This is a genomic window from Rhodoblastus sp. (assembly GCF_052145335.1).
Lineage (GTDB): Bacteria > Pseudomonadota > Alphaproteobacteria > Rhizobiales > Beijerinckiaceae > Rhodoblastus.
Map to the genome: position 1 here is coordinate 1 of NZ_JBKQOU010000096.1, position 14,028 is coordinate 14,028.

The 14,028-nt window shown below is 63.8% G+C and carries 12 protein-coding genes and 2 pseudogenes; 5 read left to right on the forward strand and 9 right to left on the reverse strand.

Translation table 11 applies throughout. From position 1 onward, the window contains the following. On the reverse strand, positions 1–1,478 hold a 1,478-nt coding region (locus ACLP2E_RS07395), incomplete at its 3' end, for an AlkA N-terminal domain-containing protein (protein ID WP_442465534.1). A 127-nt stretch (positions 1,479–1,605) separates the two neighbouring features. On the opposite strand from ACLP2E_RS07395, the gene ACLP2E_RS07400 reads away from it, so the two are divergent. Continuing rightward, positions 1,606–2,124: a methylated-DNA--[protein]-cysteine S-methyltransferase gene (locus ACLP2E_RS07400; protein ID WP_442465535.1), complete on the forward strand. Its 519-nt coding sequence runs from the start codon at positions 1,606–1,608 to the stop codon at positions 2,122–2,124. Here the strand turns inward: ACLP2E_RS07400 and ACLP2E_RS07405 are convergent. The 7 genes and pseudogenes from ACLP2E_RS07405 to ACLP2E_RS07435 all read right to left on the reverse strand — a co-directional run bounded on the left by ACLP2E_RS07405 (position 2,121) and on the right by ACLP2E_RS07435 (position 9,904). Further along, complete coding sequence (locus ACLP2E_RS07405) at positions 2,121–3,047, reverse strand: hydroxymethylglutaryl-CoA lyase (RefSeq protein ID WP_442465536.1); 927 nt, start codon at positions 3,045–3,047, stop codon at positions 2,121–2,123. The two genes, ACLP2E_RS07400 and ACLP2E_RS07405, sit on opposite strands and share 4 nt — an antisense overlap. Then, entirely contained in the window at positions 3,044–5,053 is a 2,010-nt protein-coding gene (locus ACLP2E_RS07410) for an acetyl/propionyl/methylcrotonyl-CoA carboxylase subunit alpha (protein WP_442465537.1), read from the reverse strand. The genes ACLP2E_RS07405 and ACLP2E_RS07410 overlap by 4 nt, the downstream gene beginning before the upstream one ends. Before the next feature lie 18 nt (positions 5,054–5,071). After that, positions 5,072–5,857, reverse strand: coding sequence for an enoyl-CoA hydratase-related protein (locus ACLP2E_RS07415; RefSeq protein ID WP_442465538.1), 786 nt, complete (start codon positions 5,855–5,857; stop codon positions 5,072–5,074). A 12-nt stretch (positions 5,858–5,869) separates the two neighbouring features. Then, complete coding sequence (locus ACLP2E_RS07420; protein ID WP_442463853.1) at positions 5,870–7,477, reverse strand: carboxyl transferase domain-containing protein; 1,608 nt, start codon at positions 7,475–7,477, stop codon at positions 5,870–5,872. Further along, on the reverse strand, positions 7,477–8,652 hold the full coding sequence (locus ACLP2E_RS07425) for an isovaleryl-CoA dehydrogenase (protein WP_442463852.1): 1,176 nt from the start codon (positions 8,650–8,652) through the stop codon (positions 7,477–7,479). The genes ACLP2E_RS07420 and ACLP2E_RS07425 overlap by 1 nt, the downstream gene beginning before the upstream one ends. 289 nt (positions 8,653–8,941) lie before the next feature. Further along, a pseudogene (locus ACLP2E_RS07430) lies at positions 8,942–9,103 on the reverse strand (IS110 family transposase); the annotation flags it as partial. A 195-nt stretch (positions 9,104–9,298) separates the two neighbouring features. Beyond that, the gene (locus ACLP2E_RS07435; protein WP_442465539.1) at positions 9,299–9,904 is read right to left on the reverse strand and encodes a TetR/AcrR family transcriptional regulator; all 606 of its coding nucleotides are present in this window, start codon (positions 9,902–9,904) and stop codon (positions 9,299–9,301) included. A 133-nt stretch (positions 9,905–10,037) separates the two neighbouring features. Between ACLP2E_RS07435 and yghU the strand changes: the two genes are divergently transcribed. The 4 genes and pseudogenes from yghU to ACLP2E_RS07455 all read left to right on the forward strand — a co-directional run. Next, on the forward strand, positions 10,038–10,937 hold the full coding sequence (gene yghU / locus ACLP2E_RS07440; protein WP_442465540.1) for a glutathione-dependent disulfide-bond oxidoreductase: 900 nt from the start codon (positions 10,038–10,040) through the stop codon (positions 10,935–10,937). 92 nt (positions 10,938–11,029) lie between these two features. Next, positions 11,030–12,034 (forward strand): glutathione S-transferase family protein, encoded by a 1,005-nt coding sequence (locus ACLP2E_RS07445; RefSeq protein ID WP_442465541.1) that lies wholly within the window; start codon positions 11,030–11,032, stop codon positions 12,032–12,034. Positions 12,035–12,147: 113 nt separating this feature from the next. Continuing rightward, a complete protein-coding gene (locus tag ACLP2E_RS07450) occupies positions 12,148–12,804 on the forward strand; it encodes a glutathione S-transferase family protein (protein WP_442465542.1) in 657 nt (218 codons plus the stop codon). A gap of 134 nt (positions 12,805–12,938) precedes the next feature. Next, positions 12,939–13,103 (forward strand): annotated as a pseudogene (locus ACLP2E_RS07455) (cation transporter); the annotation flags it as partial. A 199-nt stretch (positions 13,104–13,302) separates the two neighbouring features. Here ACLP2E_RS07455 and ACLP2E_RS07460 read toward each other — a convergent pair. Beyond that, positions 13,303–14,028: crotonase/enoyl-CoA hydratase family protein (locus ACLP2E_RS07460; RefSeq protein WP_442465543.1), on the reverse strand; the 726-nt coding region annotated here is incomplete at its 5' end.

Genomic DNA, 14,028 nt, shown 5'->3' on the forward strand with positions numbered 1-14,028 from the left:
GCATTTTCGCTTCGCGGATCTGAATAGGCTCGCGACGAATCAGCCGTCCATAAATATTGCGCGGCATAGGCGCGCCAGGGACGCCAGTTTTCGGCGCGGGCCAGCAACTGCCGGGGTGTCGGCCTCACGCCGTCGCTGGTCGCCATGGCGCGCAACAGGCCGATATCGCTGGCGGGAAAGGCGTCGGGTTCGCGCAGCAGCCGCAAGGCGATATATTGCGCGGTCCATTCGCCAACGCCGGGAAGGGCGCGAAGCTGCGCGAGGGCCTCGTCGAGCGAACGGCCCGTCGAGAAAATATGGGGATCGCCGGCGACCGACGCCGCAAGTTTCGACAGGCTTTCCGCGCGGCGCCGAGTCATTCCGAGCCTTGCCAGATCGGCCTCCGCCAGCGCCGCGGGTTCGGGAAAGACATGGGTCAGGACGGGATCGGCGCAGCGCAGCTTTTCGCCGAATTCCGCCGTCAGACGCCCGGCCATTGTCGCCGCGCTAGCGACCGACACCTGCTGGCCGAGGATGGCGCGAACGGCAAGTTCAAAGCCGTCCCAGGTGCCAGGGAGGCGCAGGCCGGGGCGGGCGGCGACGAGCGCCGCGAGGATGGAATCCTTGGCCAGATCGAGGGTGACCGCATCCGGGTCGGCGGCGAGGTCGAAGACGCGCCGCAGCCGGGCGATGATGTTGGGATAGTCCGTTAGACGGGCAAATCGCAGACGCACTTTCAGCGCGTTGCCTTCCGCCGGCTCCACTTCGATCGTTCCATGTTCGCCGTGCAAGGCGATGGCGCGCCGATAGATTCCGTTCTCGACGCATTCGACTCCCTTGATCGCCCGGGCGCGCAGAAAATCGAGCATGGCGGGCCAGTCATAGGGCGGCCGATAACGCAGCAGCAGCGTGGTTTCGCCGTGCGCGCCGGCGTCGACCGCTTCCGCGCGGCGCATGGCGCTCGGCGGACGCTGGTACAGGGCCTGAAAGGTCTCGTTGAAACGCCGCAGGCTGCCGAAACCGGAAGCCAGCGCGATCTCCGTCATCGGCATGGACGTCTCGCCGATCAGCTGTCTGGCCAGCAGCACCCGGCGCGTCTGGGCTACAGCGACGGGCGAGGCGCCAAGGTGGCGCAAGAACAGGCGGCGCAGCTGCCGCTCGCCAACGCCGACGCGGTTGGCCAGGGCGTCGACGCCGCCTTCGTCGAGCGCGCCCATCTCGATCAGCGACAGCGCCCGCGACACCGTGTTCGAGCCGCCGCGCCAGGCGCCAAGTTCGGGCGCGGTTTCGGGACGGCAGCGCAGGCAGGGTCGGAATCCGGCCTCCTGCGCCGCCGCCGCACTGGGAAAGAAGATCACGTTTTCCCGGCGCGGCGTCCGCGCCGGGCAGATTGGACGGCAATAGATTCCGGTCGTCTTGACGCCCGTGAACAGGCGGCCGTCGAAACGCGGATCGCGGGCGCAAATCGCGCGGTAGCAGGCGTCGTGGTCAAGATCCATGAAGCTATCCTGCGCCTGGCGCCCGGCGGAGTCTCGCGGTTTTCGGACATCGATGATTTGGAGGGCCAAGGCATTCGCGTCCGAATCTCGCCAGACATCCGGTTTCCACGTTGTTAGGATCGCCGCCATGACAGAATTGCACTTTTTCATAGAGAGCATGTTGACGCCAACGGGCGCCATGCAGCTCGTCACCGACGAAGATGGCCATGTCCGCGCTTTGGACTGGGTGGAATGCGAAGAGCGCTTAAGCCGGCTGCTGCGCCTTCAATATGGGGAGGGGCGGACGCTTGTGGAGCCTAGAGCCGAAGCCTCGGGCGCCCGTCGCGCGCTGGAGGCCTATTTCGCAGGCGAAATCTCAGGCATCGAGGCGCTGAAGGTCAAGACGGGCGGCACGCCGTTCCAGCGCGAGGTCTGGTCTGCGCTGCGGGAAATTCCGGCTGGAAGGACCGCGAGTTACGGGGAGATCGCAACGCGGATTGGGCGGCGGAAAGCCGTGCGCGCCGTCGGCATGGCCAATAACGGCAATCCGGTCGCCATCGTGGTTCCCTGCCACCGGGTCATCGGCGCCGATGGCTCGCTCACCGGTTATGGCGGCGGGCTGGAGCGAAAGCTCTGGCTGCTTCGCCACGAAGGCGCAGCCATCTAAAGCCGCGTCGCGGCCAGGGCGCGGGCGACGCGCGAAACGGGTTGGCGTTCAAGCCGCCCGCTGATCCACAGAGCGCAATCGACCAGCCGGTCCAGATCGATTCCGGTTTCGACGCCCAGCCCGTTCATCAGCCAGACGAGGTCTTCGGTGGCGAGGTTGCCGGCGGCGCCGGGAGCGTAGGGGCAGCCGCCCAACCCGGCGACGGAGGCGTCGAAAACGCCGACGCCCATTTCCAGCGCGGCGTAAACATTGGCGGCGGCCATGCCATAAGTGTCGTGGAAATGGCCGGCAAGCCTGTCCACGGCGATGTTGGCCGCCACGGTTTCGATCATCTCCTGCACGCGGCGCGGCGTGCCGACCCCGATCGTGTCGCCCAGGCTGATTTCGTAACAGCCCATTTCGTCAAGCTTCCGCGCCACGTTTGAAACGGCGGCGGGTTTTATCGCGCCTTCATAGGGACAGCCGACGACGCAGGAGACATAGCCGCGCACCACGACGCCCGCACGCTGCGCCGCCGCCATCACCGGCTCGAACCGGGCGATGGATTCCTCGATGGAGCAATCGATGTTTTTCCGGCTGAAGCTTTCCGAGGCCGAAGCAAAAATCGCCACCTCATCCGCGCCGGCGGCGAGCGCCGCTTCAAAACCGCGCAAATTGGGCGTCAAAGCGGAATAGACCACGCCGGGCGCGCGGCGGATCGCGCGAAAAACCTGCGCATTGTCCGCCAGTTGCGGGATTTTGCCGGGGGAGACGAAAGAACTCGCCTCGATAAAACGGCAGCCCGCCTCGGCCAGCTTTTCGATCAGTTCGACCTTGACGCAGGTCGGGATTTCCCGGGTCTCGTTCTGCAAGCCGTCGCGCGGGCCGACCTCGACGATCTTTATCCGCGCGGGGAGGTCCTTATTGGCGCCGACTTGCGTCATGCTTTTTCCGCCGGTTCGAATTCCAGCAATTCGGCGCCTTCCGTGACCTGATCGCCGACCGCGAAAAAGAAACGCCGCACAGCGCCTTCGCTCGGCGCGGCGATGCGGTGCTCCATTTTCATCGCTTCGAGGATCATCAGCGGCGCGCCTTTTTCGACCCGCGCGCCGGCCTCGGTAAGCAAGGCGATGACGCGTCCGGGCATGGGCGCCGTCAGGCCGCCGTGGCTGGCGGCTTCCGCGCGGCGGGTTTCGAGCGGATCGACGTGGGTTACGGCCCATGAGCGTCCGGCGCAAAAAATCCGCCAGCAGGCGCCGGTGGCGATGGCGGTGACGCGCTGCACGACGCCATCGAGGTCCAGCTCCAACCGCCCATCGGCCTCGCGGCGCGCCTTGGCGACGGAAATCCCGCCTCCCGCCAGGGACAGGTCGAAATGTTTTCCGCGATAGGCGATGGCGACTTCAACTCGCTGGCCCCCTTGCTCGAAGACCAGAATGCGCGGATCGGCCAGATTGAGGCGCCAGCCGTCGCGCGCATTCCAAGGCGAGCGGAGGTCGTTTCCCGCCGGCGGGTTGGCGCGCTCCAGATCGGCCTCCGACACCAGCACGGCGAGCGCGGCGATGAAAAACACCTCGTCCGGCGGCGCCTGCTCTTCAGGAAACAGAAAGGCTCTTTCGCGCTCGATCAAGCCGGTATCGAGTTCGGCCTCGACGAAGGCCGGACAGGCAAAAAGGCGCGAGAGAAATTCAACATTAGTGGCGACGCCGACGATCTCGAATTCCACCAGCGCCCGCCGCATCCGCAGCAGGGCCTTTTCGCGGTTTTCGTCATGGACAATCAGTTTGGCGATCATCGGATCATAATAGGGGCTGATGGAATCGCCCTGGTCGGCCCCCGCGTCGACGCGCACAAATTCGCTTTGCTCAGGTATGCGCAAATGGCGCAAAATCCCGGTCGACGGCAGGAATTCCCGGGCCGGGTCTTCGGCATAGATCCGCGCTTCCAGCGCATGGCCGCCGATCATGATCTGCTCCCGCCGCAGCGGCAATTTTTCGCCGGCAGCGACGCGCAACTGCCATTCGACCAGATCGATTCCGGTGATGAATTCGGTCACCGGATGTTCGACCTGCAGCCGCGTATTCATCTCCATGAAGAAGAATTCGCCGTTCGGGGCGAGGATGAATTCGACAGTTCCCGCGCCGACATAGGCGACCGCCCTGGCCGCCGCGACAGCCGCCTCGCCCATCCGGCGCCTGAGTTCGTCGCTCATGCCCGGCGCGGGCGCCTCCTCGATGATTTTCTGATGGCGCCGCTGCGTCGAACAATCGCGTTCGAACAGCGAGACGCATTCGCCAAAGCCGTCGGCGAAAATCTGGATTTCGACATGGCGCGGGCGTTCGATATATTTTTCAATCAGCACATGATCGTCTGAAAAGCTGGCCGCCGCTTCGCGCTTGCAGGAGGCGAGCGCATCGGCGAAATCCAGGCGCCTGTCGACGCGCCGCATGCCCTTGCCGCCACCGCCCGCCGACGCCTTGATCAACACGGGATAGCCGATCGCGTCGGCCTCGGTTTGCAGCCGCGCCGCATCCTGGTCGTCGCCGTGATAGCCCGGCGTCAGCGGCACTTGCGCCGCCGCCATCAGCTTCTTGGCTTGCGATTTCGAGCCCATTTTTTCAAGCGCGCCGAGCGGCGGGCCGATGAAAACCAGTCCCGCATCGTCACAGGCCCGCCTGAAGCGCGCGTTCTCGGACAGGAAGCCATAGCCCGGATGGATCGCCTGCGCGCCCGTCCGAAGCGCGGCGGCGACGATTTTGTCGATGGCGAGATAGCTTTCCTTCGGTTCGGACGCCCCGATGAAAACGCTCTCGTCGGCAAGGCGCACATGCCTGGCCCCCGCATCCGCCGTCGAGAATACGGCGACCGTCCCGACGCCCATTTTCCGCGCCGTCCGAATGATCCGGCAGGCTATTTCGCCGCGGTTGGCGATCAGGATCCGGTCAAACATGCGCGTGGTTCCGGTTGGTTACCGGCTCCAGCCGGGGGGCCTTTTTTCGGCGAAGGCGGCAAGGCCCTCCCTGGCTTCGTCACCGGCGCGGGCCAGCGCGATGCGGCGCGCCGTTTCCTCCACGAGCTTCTCGCGGATTGGCCGCCCATCGACATAATCGACCAGCGCTTTGGCCGCCGCCAGCGCCCGCGGGGCGCCTTTCGACAGGCTATGCGCGATCTTGGCGACCTTGTCGTCGAGGTGTTCGATTTCGACAGTTTCGTGAACCAGCCCCAATTCGCGGGCGCGGTGGGCGGTTATGCGTTCGCCGGTCTGGAAATAACGTAAAGCCTGGCGCGCGCCGATGGCGCGCACGACATAGGGACTGATGGTCGCGGGGATCAGGCCGAAGCGCACTTCCGAAATGGTGAAGCTGGCATTATCGGCGGCGATGCAGATGTCGCAGGCGGCTGCGAGGCCCATGCCGCCGCCGAGCGCCGCCCCGTGGACGCGGGCAATGGTCGGCTTGGGCAGATCGGCCAGCAGGCGCAGCATTTCGGCGAGACGGTGGGCGTCGGCGAAATTGGCGTCGAAATCCTGTTCGCCGGCCTCTTTCATCCAGTTGAGATCGGCGCCGGAAGAAAAGCTCTTGCCCCGTCCCGCCAGAACGACGACGCGGGCGGCGGGGTCGCCGCTGAGCTCCAGAAACGCCGTCGTCAAATCGTCGATCAACTGCGGATTGAAGGCGTTGTGAAGTTCCGGACGATTCATCCAGATCGTCGCCACGCCCCCGGCCTGTTCGATTTCCACCGTCGCATGTGTCATGACTAAATCCTCTTACATTCTGAAAACGCCAAATTTTGTCTCCTCGGCCGGCGCGTTGAGCGCCGCCGACAAGGACAGGCCCAGCACGCGCCGGCTTTGCGCGGGATCGACAATGCCGTCGTCCCATAGCCGCGCCGTCGCATAATAGGGGCCGCCCTGCGTCTCGTATTGCGCGCGGATCGGCGCGCAGAATTCATCTTCCTCGGCCGCGCTCCAGGCGCCGCCCTTGGCCTCGATGGCGTCGCGACGCACGGTGGCCAAAACGCGCGCAGCCTGTTCGCCGCCCATGACGGAAATGCGACTGTTCGGCCAGGTCCAGAGAAATCGCGGCGAAAAGCCGCGCCCGCACATGCCGTAATTGCCGGCCCCGAACGAGCCGCCGATCAGCATGGTGATTTTGGGAACGCGCGTCGCGGAAACGGCGGCGACCATCTTGGCGCCGTCCTTGGCTATGCCGGCGTTCTCGACCTTGCGGCCGACCATGAAGCCGGTGATGTTTTGCAGAAAAATCAGCGGAATCCCGCGCTGCGAGCAGAGCTCGATGAAATGCGCGCCCTTCTGGGCGCTTTCGCCGAACAGGATGCCGTTATTGGCGAGGATGCCGACGGGATAGGAGTGGAGTTCGGCGAAACCGGTGACCAGCGTCGCGCCGTAGCGCGCCTTGAATTCGTCGAAACGCGAGCCGTCGACGATCCGCGCGATCACCTCGCGGGCGTCGTAGGTTTTCCGCGGGTCGGCCGGCACGACGCCATAAATCTCCTCTGGGTCGTAAAGCGGCGCCTCGCCGGCCCCCAATGACAGCTGGATGTTCTTGACGCGATTGAGCCGGGCGACGACGCGCCGGGCGATCGCCAGGGCATGGGCGTCGTTTTCGGCGAGATGATCGGCGACGCCGGAAAGGCGGGTATGGACATCGGCGCCGCCGAGTTCCTCCGCCGTGACGATCTCGCCCGTCGCCGCCTTGACCAGCGGCGGGCCGCCGAGAAAGATCGTGCCCTGATCGCGCACGATCACCGTCTCGTCGGACATGGCCGGCACATAGGCGCCGCCCGCGGTGCAGGACCCCATGACCACTGCGATCTGCGCGATCCCTTTCGCCGACATGGTCGCCTGATTATAGAAAATGCGGCCGAAATGATCGCGGTCGGGAAAGACCTCGTCCTGCATCGGCAGGAAGGCGCCGCCCGAATCCACCAGATAGATGCAGGGCAGGTAATTCTGCTCGGCGATTTCCTGCGCCCGCAGATGTTTTTTCACTGTGAGCGGATAATAGGTTCCGCCTTTCACCGTGGCGTCATTGGCGACGATCATGCACTCGACGCCCTGCACTCGGCCAATTCCCGCGATCAGCCCCGCCGAGGAGGCCGCGCCGTCGTAAAGGCCGAAAGCGGCCAGTTGGCCGATTTCGAGAAAGGGCGAAGCGGGATCGACCAGCGCGTCGATGCGCTCGCGCGCCAGCATTTTTCCGCGCTCGACGTGTCTCTTCTGCGCTTCCGCTCCGCCGCCGAACCGCGCGAGCCCGAGCTTTTCGCGCAATTCCGCGACCAGGGAGCGCATGGCGTCGCGATTGGCGACGTATTCCTCGGAGCGCAGGTCGATGGAGGATTGCAGGATCGCCATCAGCGGGTTTCCGCCATCAGTTCGCGACCGATCAGCATGCGGCGAATTTCCGAGGTTCCGGCGCCGATTTCATAAAGCTTGGCGTCGCGCCACAGGCGCCCGGCGGGAATTTCATTGGTATAGCCGACGCCGCCGAGCGCCTGGATGCATTCGCCCGCCATCCAGGTCGCCTTTTCCGCGGCATAGAGGATGGCGCTCGCCGCATCCTTGCGCAGGCGGCGCGAATGTTGGCCTGCGCGGTCGCAGGCCTGGCCGACGGCGTAAACATAGGCGCGGGTCGCTTGCCAAGTCGAATACATGTCGGCAAGCTTGCCCTGCATCAACTGGAAGTTGCCGATCGATTGGCCGAACTGCTTGCGCTGGTGCAGGTAGGGCAGGGCGAGGTCCATGCAGGCGGCCATGATGCCGAGCGGGCCGCCGCACAACACGGCGCGTTCGTAATCGAGCCCCGACATCAGCACATTCGCGCCCCGGCCCAGTTCGCCGAGGACGTTTTCCGCCGGGACTTCGCAATGGTCGAAATAGAGCGGAAAAGTATTGGACCCGCGCATGCCGAGCTTGTCGAGATGGGGACCGTGGGAAAAGCCCGGAAAGCCTTTTTCGACGATGAAGGCGGTCACGCCTTTGGCGCCGGCGGCGGGGTCGGTTTTGGCGTAGACCACCAGGACATCGGCGTCGCCGCCATTGGTGATCCACATTTTCGATCCGTTGAGGATGAAACTGCCGCCCTTTTTTTCGGCGCGCAGTCGCATCGACATGACGTCGGATCCGGCCTCGGGCTCCGACATGGCCAGGGCGCCGACGTGATCGCCGGAAATGAGTTTTGGCAGATAGCGCGCCTTCTGTTCCGGCGAGCCGTTGCGCCGGATCTGGTTGACGCAGAGGTTGGAATGGGCGCCGTAGGACAGCCCGACCGAGGCGGAAGCGCGGGAAATCTCCTCCAGAGCGACGATATGGGCGAGATAGCCGAGGTCCACGCCGCCCACTTCCTCGCTCGCCGTCAGTCCCAGCAGGCCGAGGGCGCCGAATTTCTTCCACAGATCGGCGGGAAAGAGATTGTCGCGATCGATCTTTTCCGCGCGAGGCGCGATTTCCCGGGCGGCGAATTGGCGCACCGTTTCGCGCAGCATCGCGATCTCGTCGCCATGATCGAAGTCGAGGCTTGGAACGATCATTTTTCCCCCCGCTCGATGGTCGCGCGGTCCCGATCCGAGCCGGCGTCTTGTTGCGACGATATTGGCTCGGACCGGGGATCGGGTCAAACGGGATATAGAATTCTGCAATTAGGTTGAATTGCAGAAGGCCGTGGAATTTTTCGCACTGATCCGGCTAGCGCCCATGGTGGAAAATATGGTGGTCAGGTTAAGATGCTTGCCACCGCCGACATTGCCTCCGGCAACGGCCCGTTCGGCGGAAAGCAGCCGAAGCCTTAAAGGCTATTTTTGATGATGTGGACGACCACGGAGGCAACGCCGTGAATGTGTCGATCAAAGCCAGCCGCTTTATCTTGCGCCGGAAGGCGATCTTTCTTTGGCTGTCAAAGCCGACGAGGTGGAAGACATCCTTGCCGATGTCGACGCCGATAACGGCTATGTCTTGCGCAGGACGCTGATGGGTCTGGGTCATTGGACTGCTCCGGCTTATGGTGGCCCCGCAGCTTACGCTGCTGGGGGTGCAGCCGGTCCATCCCATTAGCGGCCGGTCGCCGATCTTGCCCCGCTCCGTCAACGAACGGCTCAAAGCCGCCGCTCATGACGTCCGCTTCCTAAGGCGATCAATGCGCCGCAGGTCAACGCAGACGACTTGGCTCCGCGATGCGCCTCACTGCTCCACCGCTTCGTCGGCAGACTGCTCGAGCAGGGTGAGGGCCGTCCCGACCGCGCCTTCCAGGAGCGCTCGTTCCGGACGAACGCGCGCCATGACGCGGACCCCCGCCAAGACGCCGAGCAAATAGCGCGCAAGGTCTTCCGCTGACAGCGATCTCGTGATCACGCCGTCTGCTTGGCCGGCCTTGACGCAATCGTGGAAGAACGCCTCGATACGGCCAAGAGCGCCGGCGACGATCGACTGAAAATCCGGATCATGCGGCGCCGCCTCCAGCGCCGCATTCATCAGCATACAGCCTCTATGCTGGGGATCTCCAAACGAGCGCTCCAGGATTTCGGCGAAGAAGGCGGCGATGGCTTCGCGTGGCGGCAATTCCTCAAAGCGTCGGATACGGTCGGCGATGCTGCGCTCGACATAGTGGTCGAGCGCCTTCCGATAGAGCGCTCTCTTGTCGCCGAAGGCATTGTAGAGGCTGGCGCTGGTTAATCCCGTCTTCTCGATCAGGTCCCTGACCGACGTCGCTTCAAAACCACGGCTCCAGAAGCATTGGACCATGGCCTCGAGCACCATTTCCTCGTCGAATTCGCGTGGTCTCGCCATCGCACCGTCCATACCCAACTCGCTGCCCGCATCTTGCCACAGCCGCGTCGGTCGTATATTCTAGAACGATCGTACCAAAATGCAATCGGGCAGCCTCTTCCGGGACTAGGCTGCTGGAAGGAAGTGTGCGGAGATGGCCGAGTCGCTGGAGTATACGCCACCTAAGGTTTGGGTCTGGAGCCAGCCAAACGGCGGCCGGTTCGCGAATATCAACCGGCCGATCGCGGGGCCCACGCACGAGAAGGAGCTGCCGGTAGGCCATCATCCGCTTCAACTCTATTCGCTCGCCACGCCAAACGGCGTAAAAGTCACGATCATGCTGGAGGAGTTGCTGGCGCTCGGTCACGGCGGCGCCGAATACGATGCCTGGCTGATCAAGATCGGTGAGGGAGATCAGTTCGGCAGCGGTTTCGTGGCGGTGAATCCGAACTCGAAAATCCCGGCCCTTTTGGATATCAGCAGAGCGACCGAGGTCCGGGTCTTCGAATCGGGCTCTATTCTGCTGTACCTCGCCGAGAAATTCGGCGCATTCCTGCCGACGGAGCCCGGGCCGCGCGCCGAGTGTCTCTCGTGGCTGTTCTGGCAGATGGGAAGCGCGCCCTATCTCGGCGGCGGATTCGGCCACTTCTATGCCTACGCGCCGACAAAAATCGAATATGCGATCGATCGCTTCGCGATGGAGGTGAAGCGCCAACTCGACGTGCTCGACCGCCGCCTGGCCGAGAACGCGTACATCGGCGGCGACGCCTACACGATCGCCGACATGGCGATCTTCCCGTGGTACGGCGGGCTGGCGAAGGGCTGGCTCTACGGCGCCGCCGAATTTCTGAGCGTTCAGGACTACAAACACATCCAGCGATGGGCCGGCATGCTCTGGGAACGGCCGGCCGTGCAGCGTGGACGCATGGTCAACCGGACCTTTGGCGAGCCATCGAGCCAATTGCACGAACGCCATGACTCCAGTGACTTCGCATTGAAAACGCAGGACAAGCTCGCGGCGGGCGCGCAGGTCGGATCGCCCGTCGGCGTCTGACCGGGAGCCTGTGGGCGGAGCGCTGCGCCCAGCTGCGAAGCGGCCGAGCGTCGCTTGGTGATTGCGTCTCACGGGCCGAAGGGGGATGGGAAATGGTCGGAGTCGTTGCTAGCGGCCTGGTGATCGCGATGGCAGTCGGATTTTCTGCGTGGTGCGCCCGCGAACGGAGCCTGCGCCGAACGCACCCCATGACAGGCGGCGCCCACACCGATATCCAACTGCCCCACACAGCCGAATTCGAACTTTTTCACAACGAGTTTTCGCTCTGTTCGAAAAAGATCCGCATGTGCTTGGCCGAGCTCGGCGCGCCCTATCTCGCCCACCACGTCGATCTGATCGAAACAGGCGGCTATGAAACGCTCTCGCGGCGTTTCCTCGCGGTCAATCCTGCGGGACTCGTGCCGGTGCTCGTGCACAACGGCCATCCGGTTTATGAGTCGCACGAGATCCTGGCCTATGCGGCCGAGCATGCCGGAAGCGCTGCCTCGCTCACGCCCGTCGATGCGGCCGCGCGTGCGGTGATGCAGCAATGGATCGACCGTTCGTCTCTCATCGGCGACGAGCCCATGAAGGCGCTGGAGGCGACGGCCGGCAATTGCGTGCCCGGCCTCACCGTGCCCTTGTTCACCGCGATGATGCGCGACATTCCCGTCCACCGCATCGTCGAGGGGCTGCTGTTCCACCGCCTCAAGATGCGGCCAATGGGCTTTCTGGCGTTCAAGCTGCTGGGTTTGTCGCGGATCGGCGCCTTTGGCCCTGTGCGGCGCTTGATCGTCTCGAGCCGCGCCGAAATGGTCCGCCACCTGGCCGCCCTCGAAGGCCAGATCGAACAGAGCGGGGGGGCATGGATCACAGGATCCGAGTTCACTCTGGCCGACGTGAGCTGGGCGGTCATCTTCGAGCGGCTGCAAGAAGCGTGCTGGGCGGAGGCGCTGCTCACGCCTGGACTGCAGGCCTACTGGAGTCGATTGCGGGCGCGTCCCAGCTACAACGAGGCCATGACCGCGCATCGACACCCCTTCGTCAGCGCCGGAGCCGACCGAATCCGCGAGGAGATCGCGCGCAGAGGCGATTTGGCGGCCGTGTACGCGCTTTAGTTGGCGCAGACGATGAAGTCGCGCGCGCCGACGATCTTCGATTTCGATCCCACACAGCTTGCTTCTTCCGCGCTTGTTTAAGCGAAGCAATCAACAGCCTAAGGACTCATGTCATGACTCAGATCGCCTTATTCCATTTTCCTGGCGCCTGCTCCTCGGTTACCCGCAATGCGCTAGAAGAAATCGGCCTAAAATATGACGTTCTAGTCGTTAATATTGTTGCTGGCGAGCAAAAAGCACAAGAGTATCTCTCGATCAATCCGAAAGGAAAGGTGCCGGCGCTGCGAATTGACGATCTCGTCCTGTCCGAAAACGCAGCAATTCTTCATCACTTGAACGCATTGTTCCCCCAGGCGGGCCTGTTGCCGCGGGAAGAGGCAAAGCTGGGAATGAATCGGATCCTGCAGGATCTGGTCTGGTGCTCGGCGACTCTCCACCCGATGACCCGGCAGGTCCGCAATCCGATGCGCTTTACAACCGGCGAAACGAACAGCGTGCGGACGAGGGGAATAGAGTTGTGGCAGCCGGTCTTGAAGTCGTTGCAGGAACATTTCGAGACTTCGTCCTGGTGGTATGGGGAAAACTGGTCGATCATCGACGTCTATCTTCATTGGAATTATACCACGGCGGCCGGCGGCGGGCTTGACCTGAGCGGTTATCCCGCCCTCGCAAGGCACGCTGACCGCGTGCAATCGCGACCGGCCTTTCAACAGACTTCCGCCCTGGACAAGGAAACGTTCGAGCGCGCCGGCATCCGGCTCCCCGGTTGACGGCGAGGGAAGGCTGTAACGTCCCGACAACATCTGCGGGAGGGGCGCTGTGCGCCCCGCAGGAAGTCGTCGGCCTCAAGCTCGAGCAGAAGGCGCCCGGGATGGACCGACGAGCCCTATTGAGCGCTGGAGGCGTCGGGGCCCTGGGCGTGTGGGCGACCTCGACCGCGTGGCCAGATCTTGCCGTGGCGGCGGTGATGGCCGGAATATTTCCGACTTCGTCGACGCAGATATTCGGGCAGGCTTGGGCGGAATATCGGCATGAAGGCGGCCATAGCCAAACAGTTAAGGCTGAATGATTGGCGGAAGGGCCGCTCGAAGTGAGCACCGTTATCGAACTTTGTAGGGTCCGCTTTCCACAAGAAAGGACGGATTGATTCGGAAAAACCCGAATTCCCGCTGCTGGCGCGAAGGCGTCGTTCCCGGGCGCCCGCAAAGGTCTCCTTCTAGCCGATTGCGGCGTTGTTGAAGACGCCGCTGACGGTCCCCGCTTTCGTATCAATCGAAACGCGGGGGCCGCTTTTCGATGAAGGCGTTGACGGCTTCCTCGTGCTGCGGCGTTTGATGCGCCAGAGCTTGATAGGCCGCGGAAAGTTCCAGCAGGCTGTCGAGCCGCATGTTCTGCCCTTCGCGCAACAGCCTTTTGGTCAGCCGCAAAGCGGGGCCGGGATTGGCGGCGATGCGTTGCGCCAAAGCGAAAGCCGTCTCCATCAGCTTTTCGGGTTCGACCACAGCGCTGACCAGACCGCAGCGAAGGGCCTCGTCGGCGTCGATGGCGTCGCCGGTAAATGCCATTTCCGCAGCCTTCGACAGGCCGACGACGCGCGGCAGCAGCCAGGCGCCGCCATCGCCGGGGATGATGCCGACCTTGACGAAACTCTCGGCGAACCTCGCATTGCGCGAGGCGATGCGCATGTCGCACATGCAGGCGAGATCGCAGCCCGCGCCGATCGCTGGGCCGTTGACGGCCGCGATAGTCGGCGTGTCGAGGCGTTGCAGCGCCAGCGGCAGGCGCTGGATGCCGCGCCGGTATTCCTCGTGAATGTCTATGGCCGGAATGTCCTGCTCGGCAAAGCGGCGCATGTCCTTGACATTGCCGCCCGAGGAAAAGGCCGCGCCCGCGCCGGTCAGGATGACGACCTTGACGGTCAAGTCCGCCTCGATACGCGCGAAGGCGTCGAGAAATTCATCGACCGCCGAATTGCCGGTCAGGGGATTGCGCGC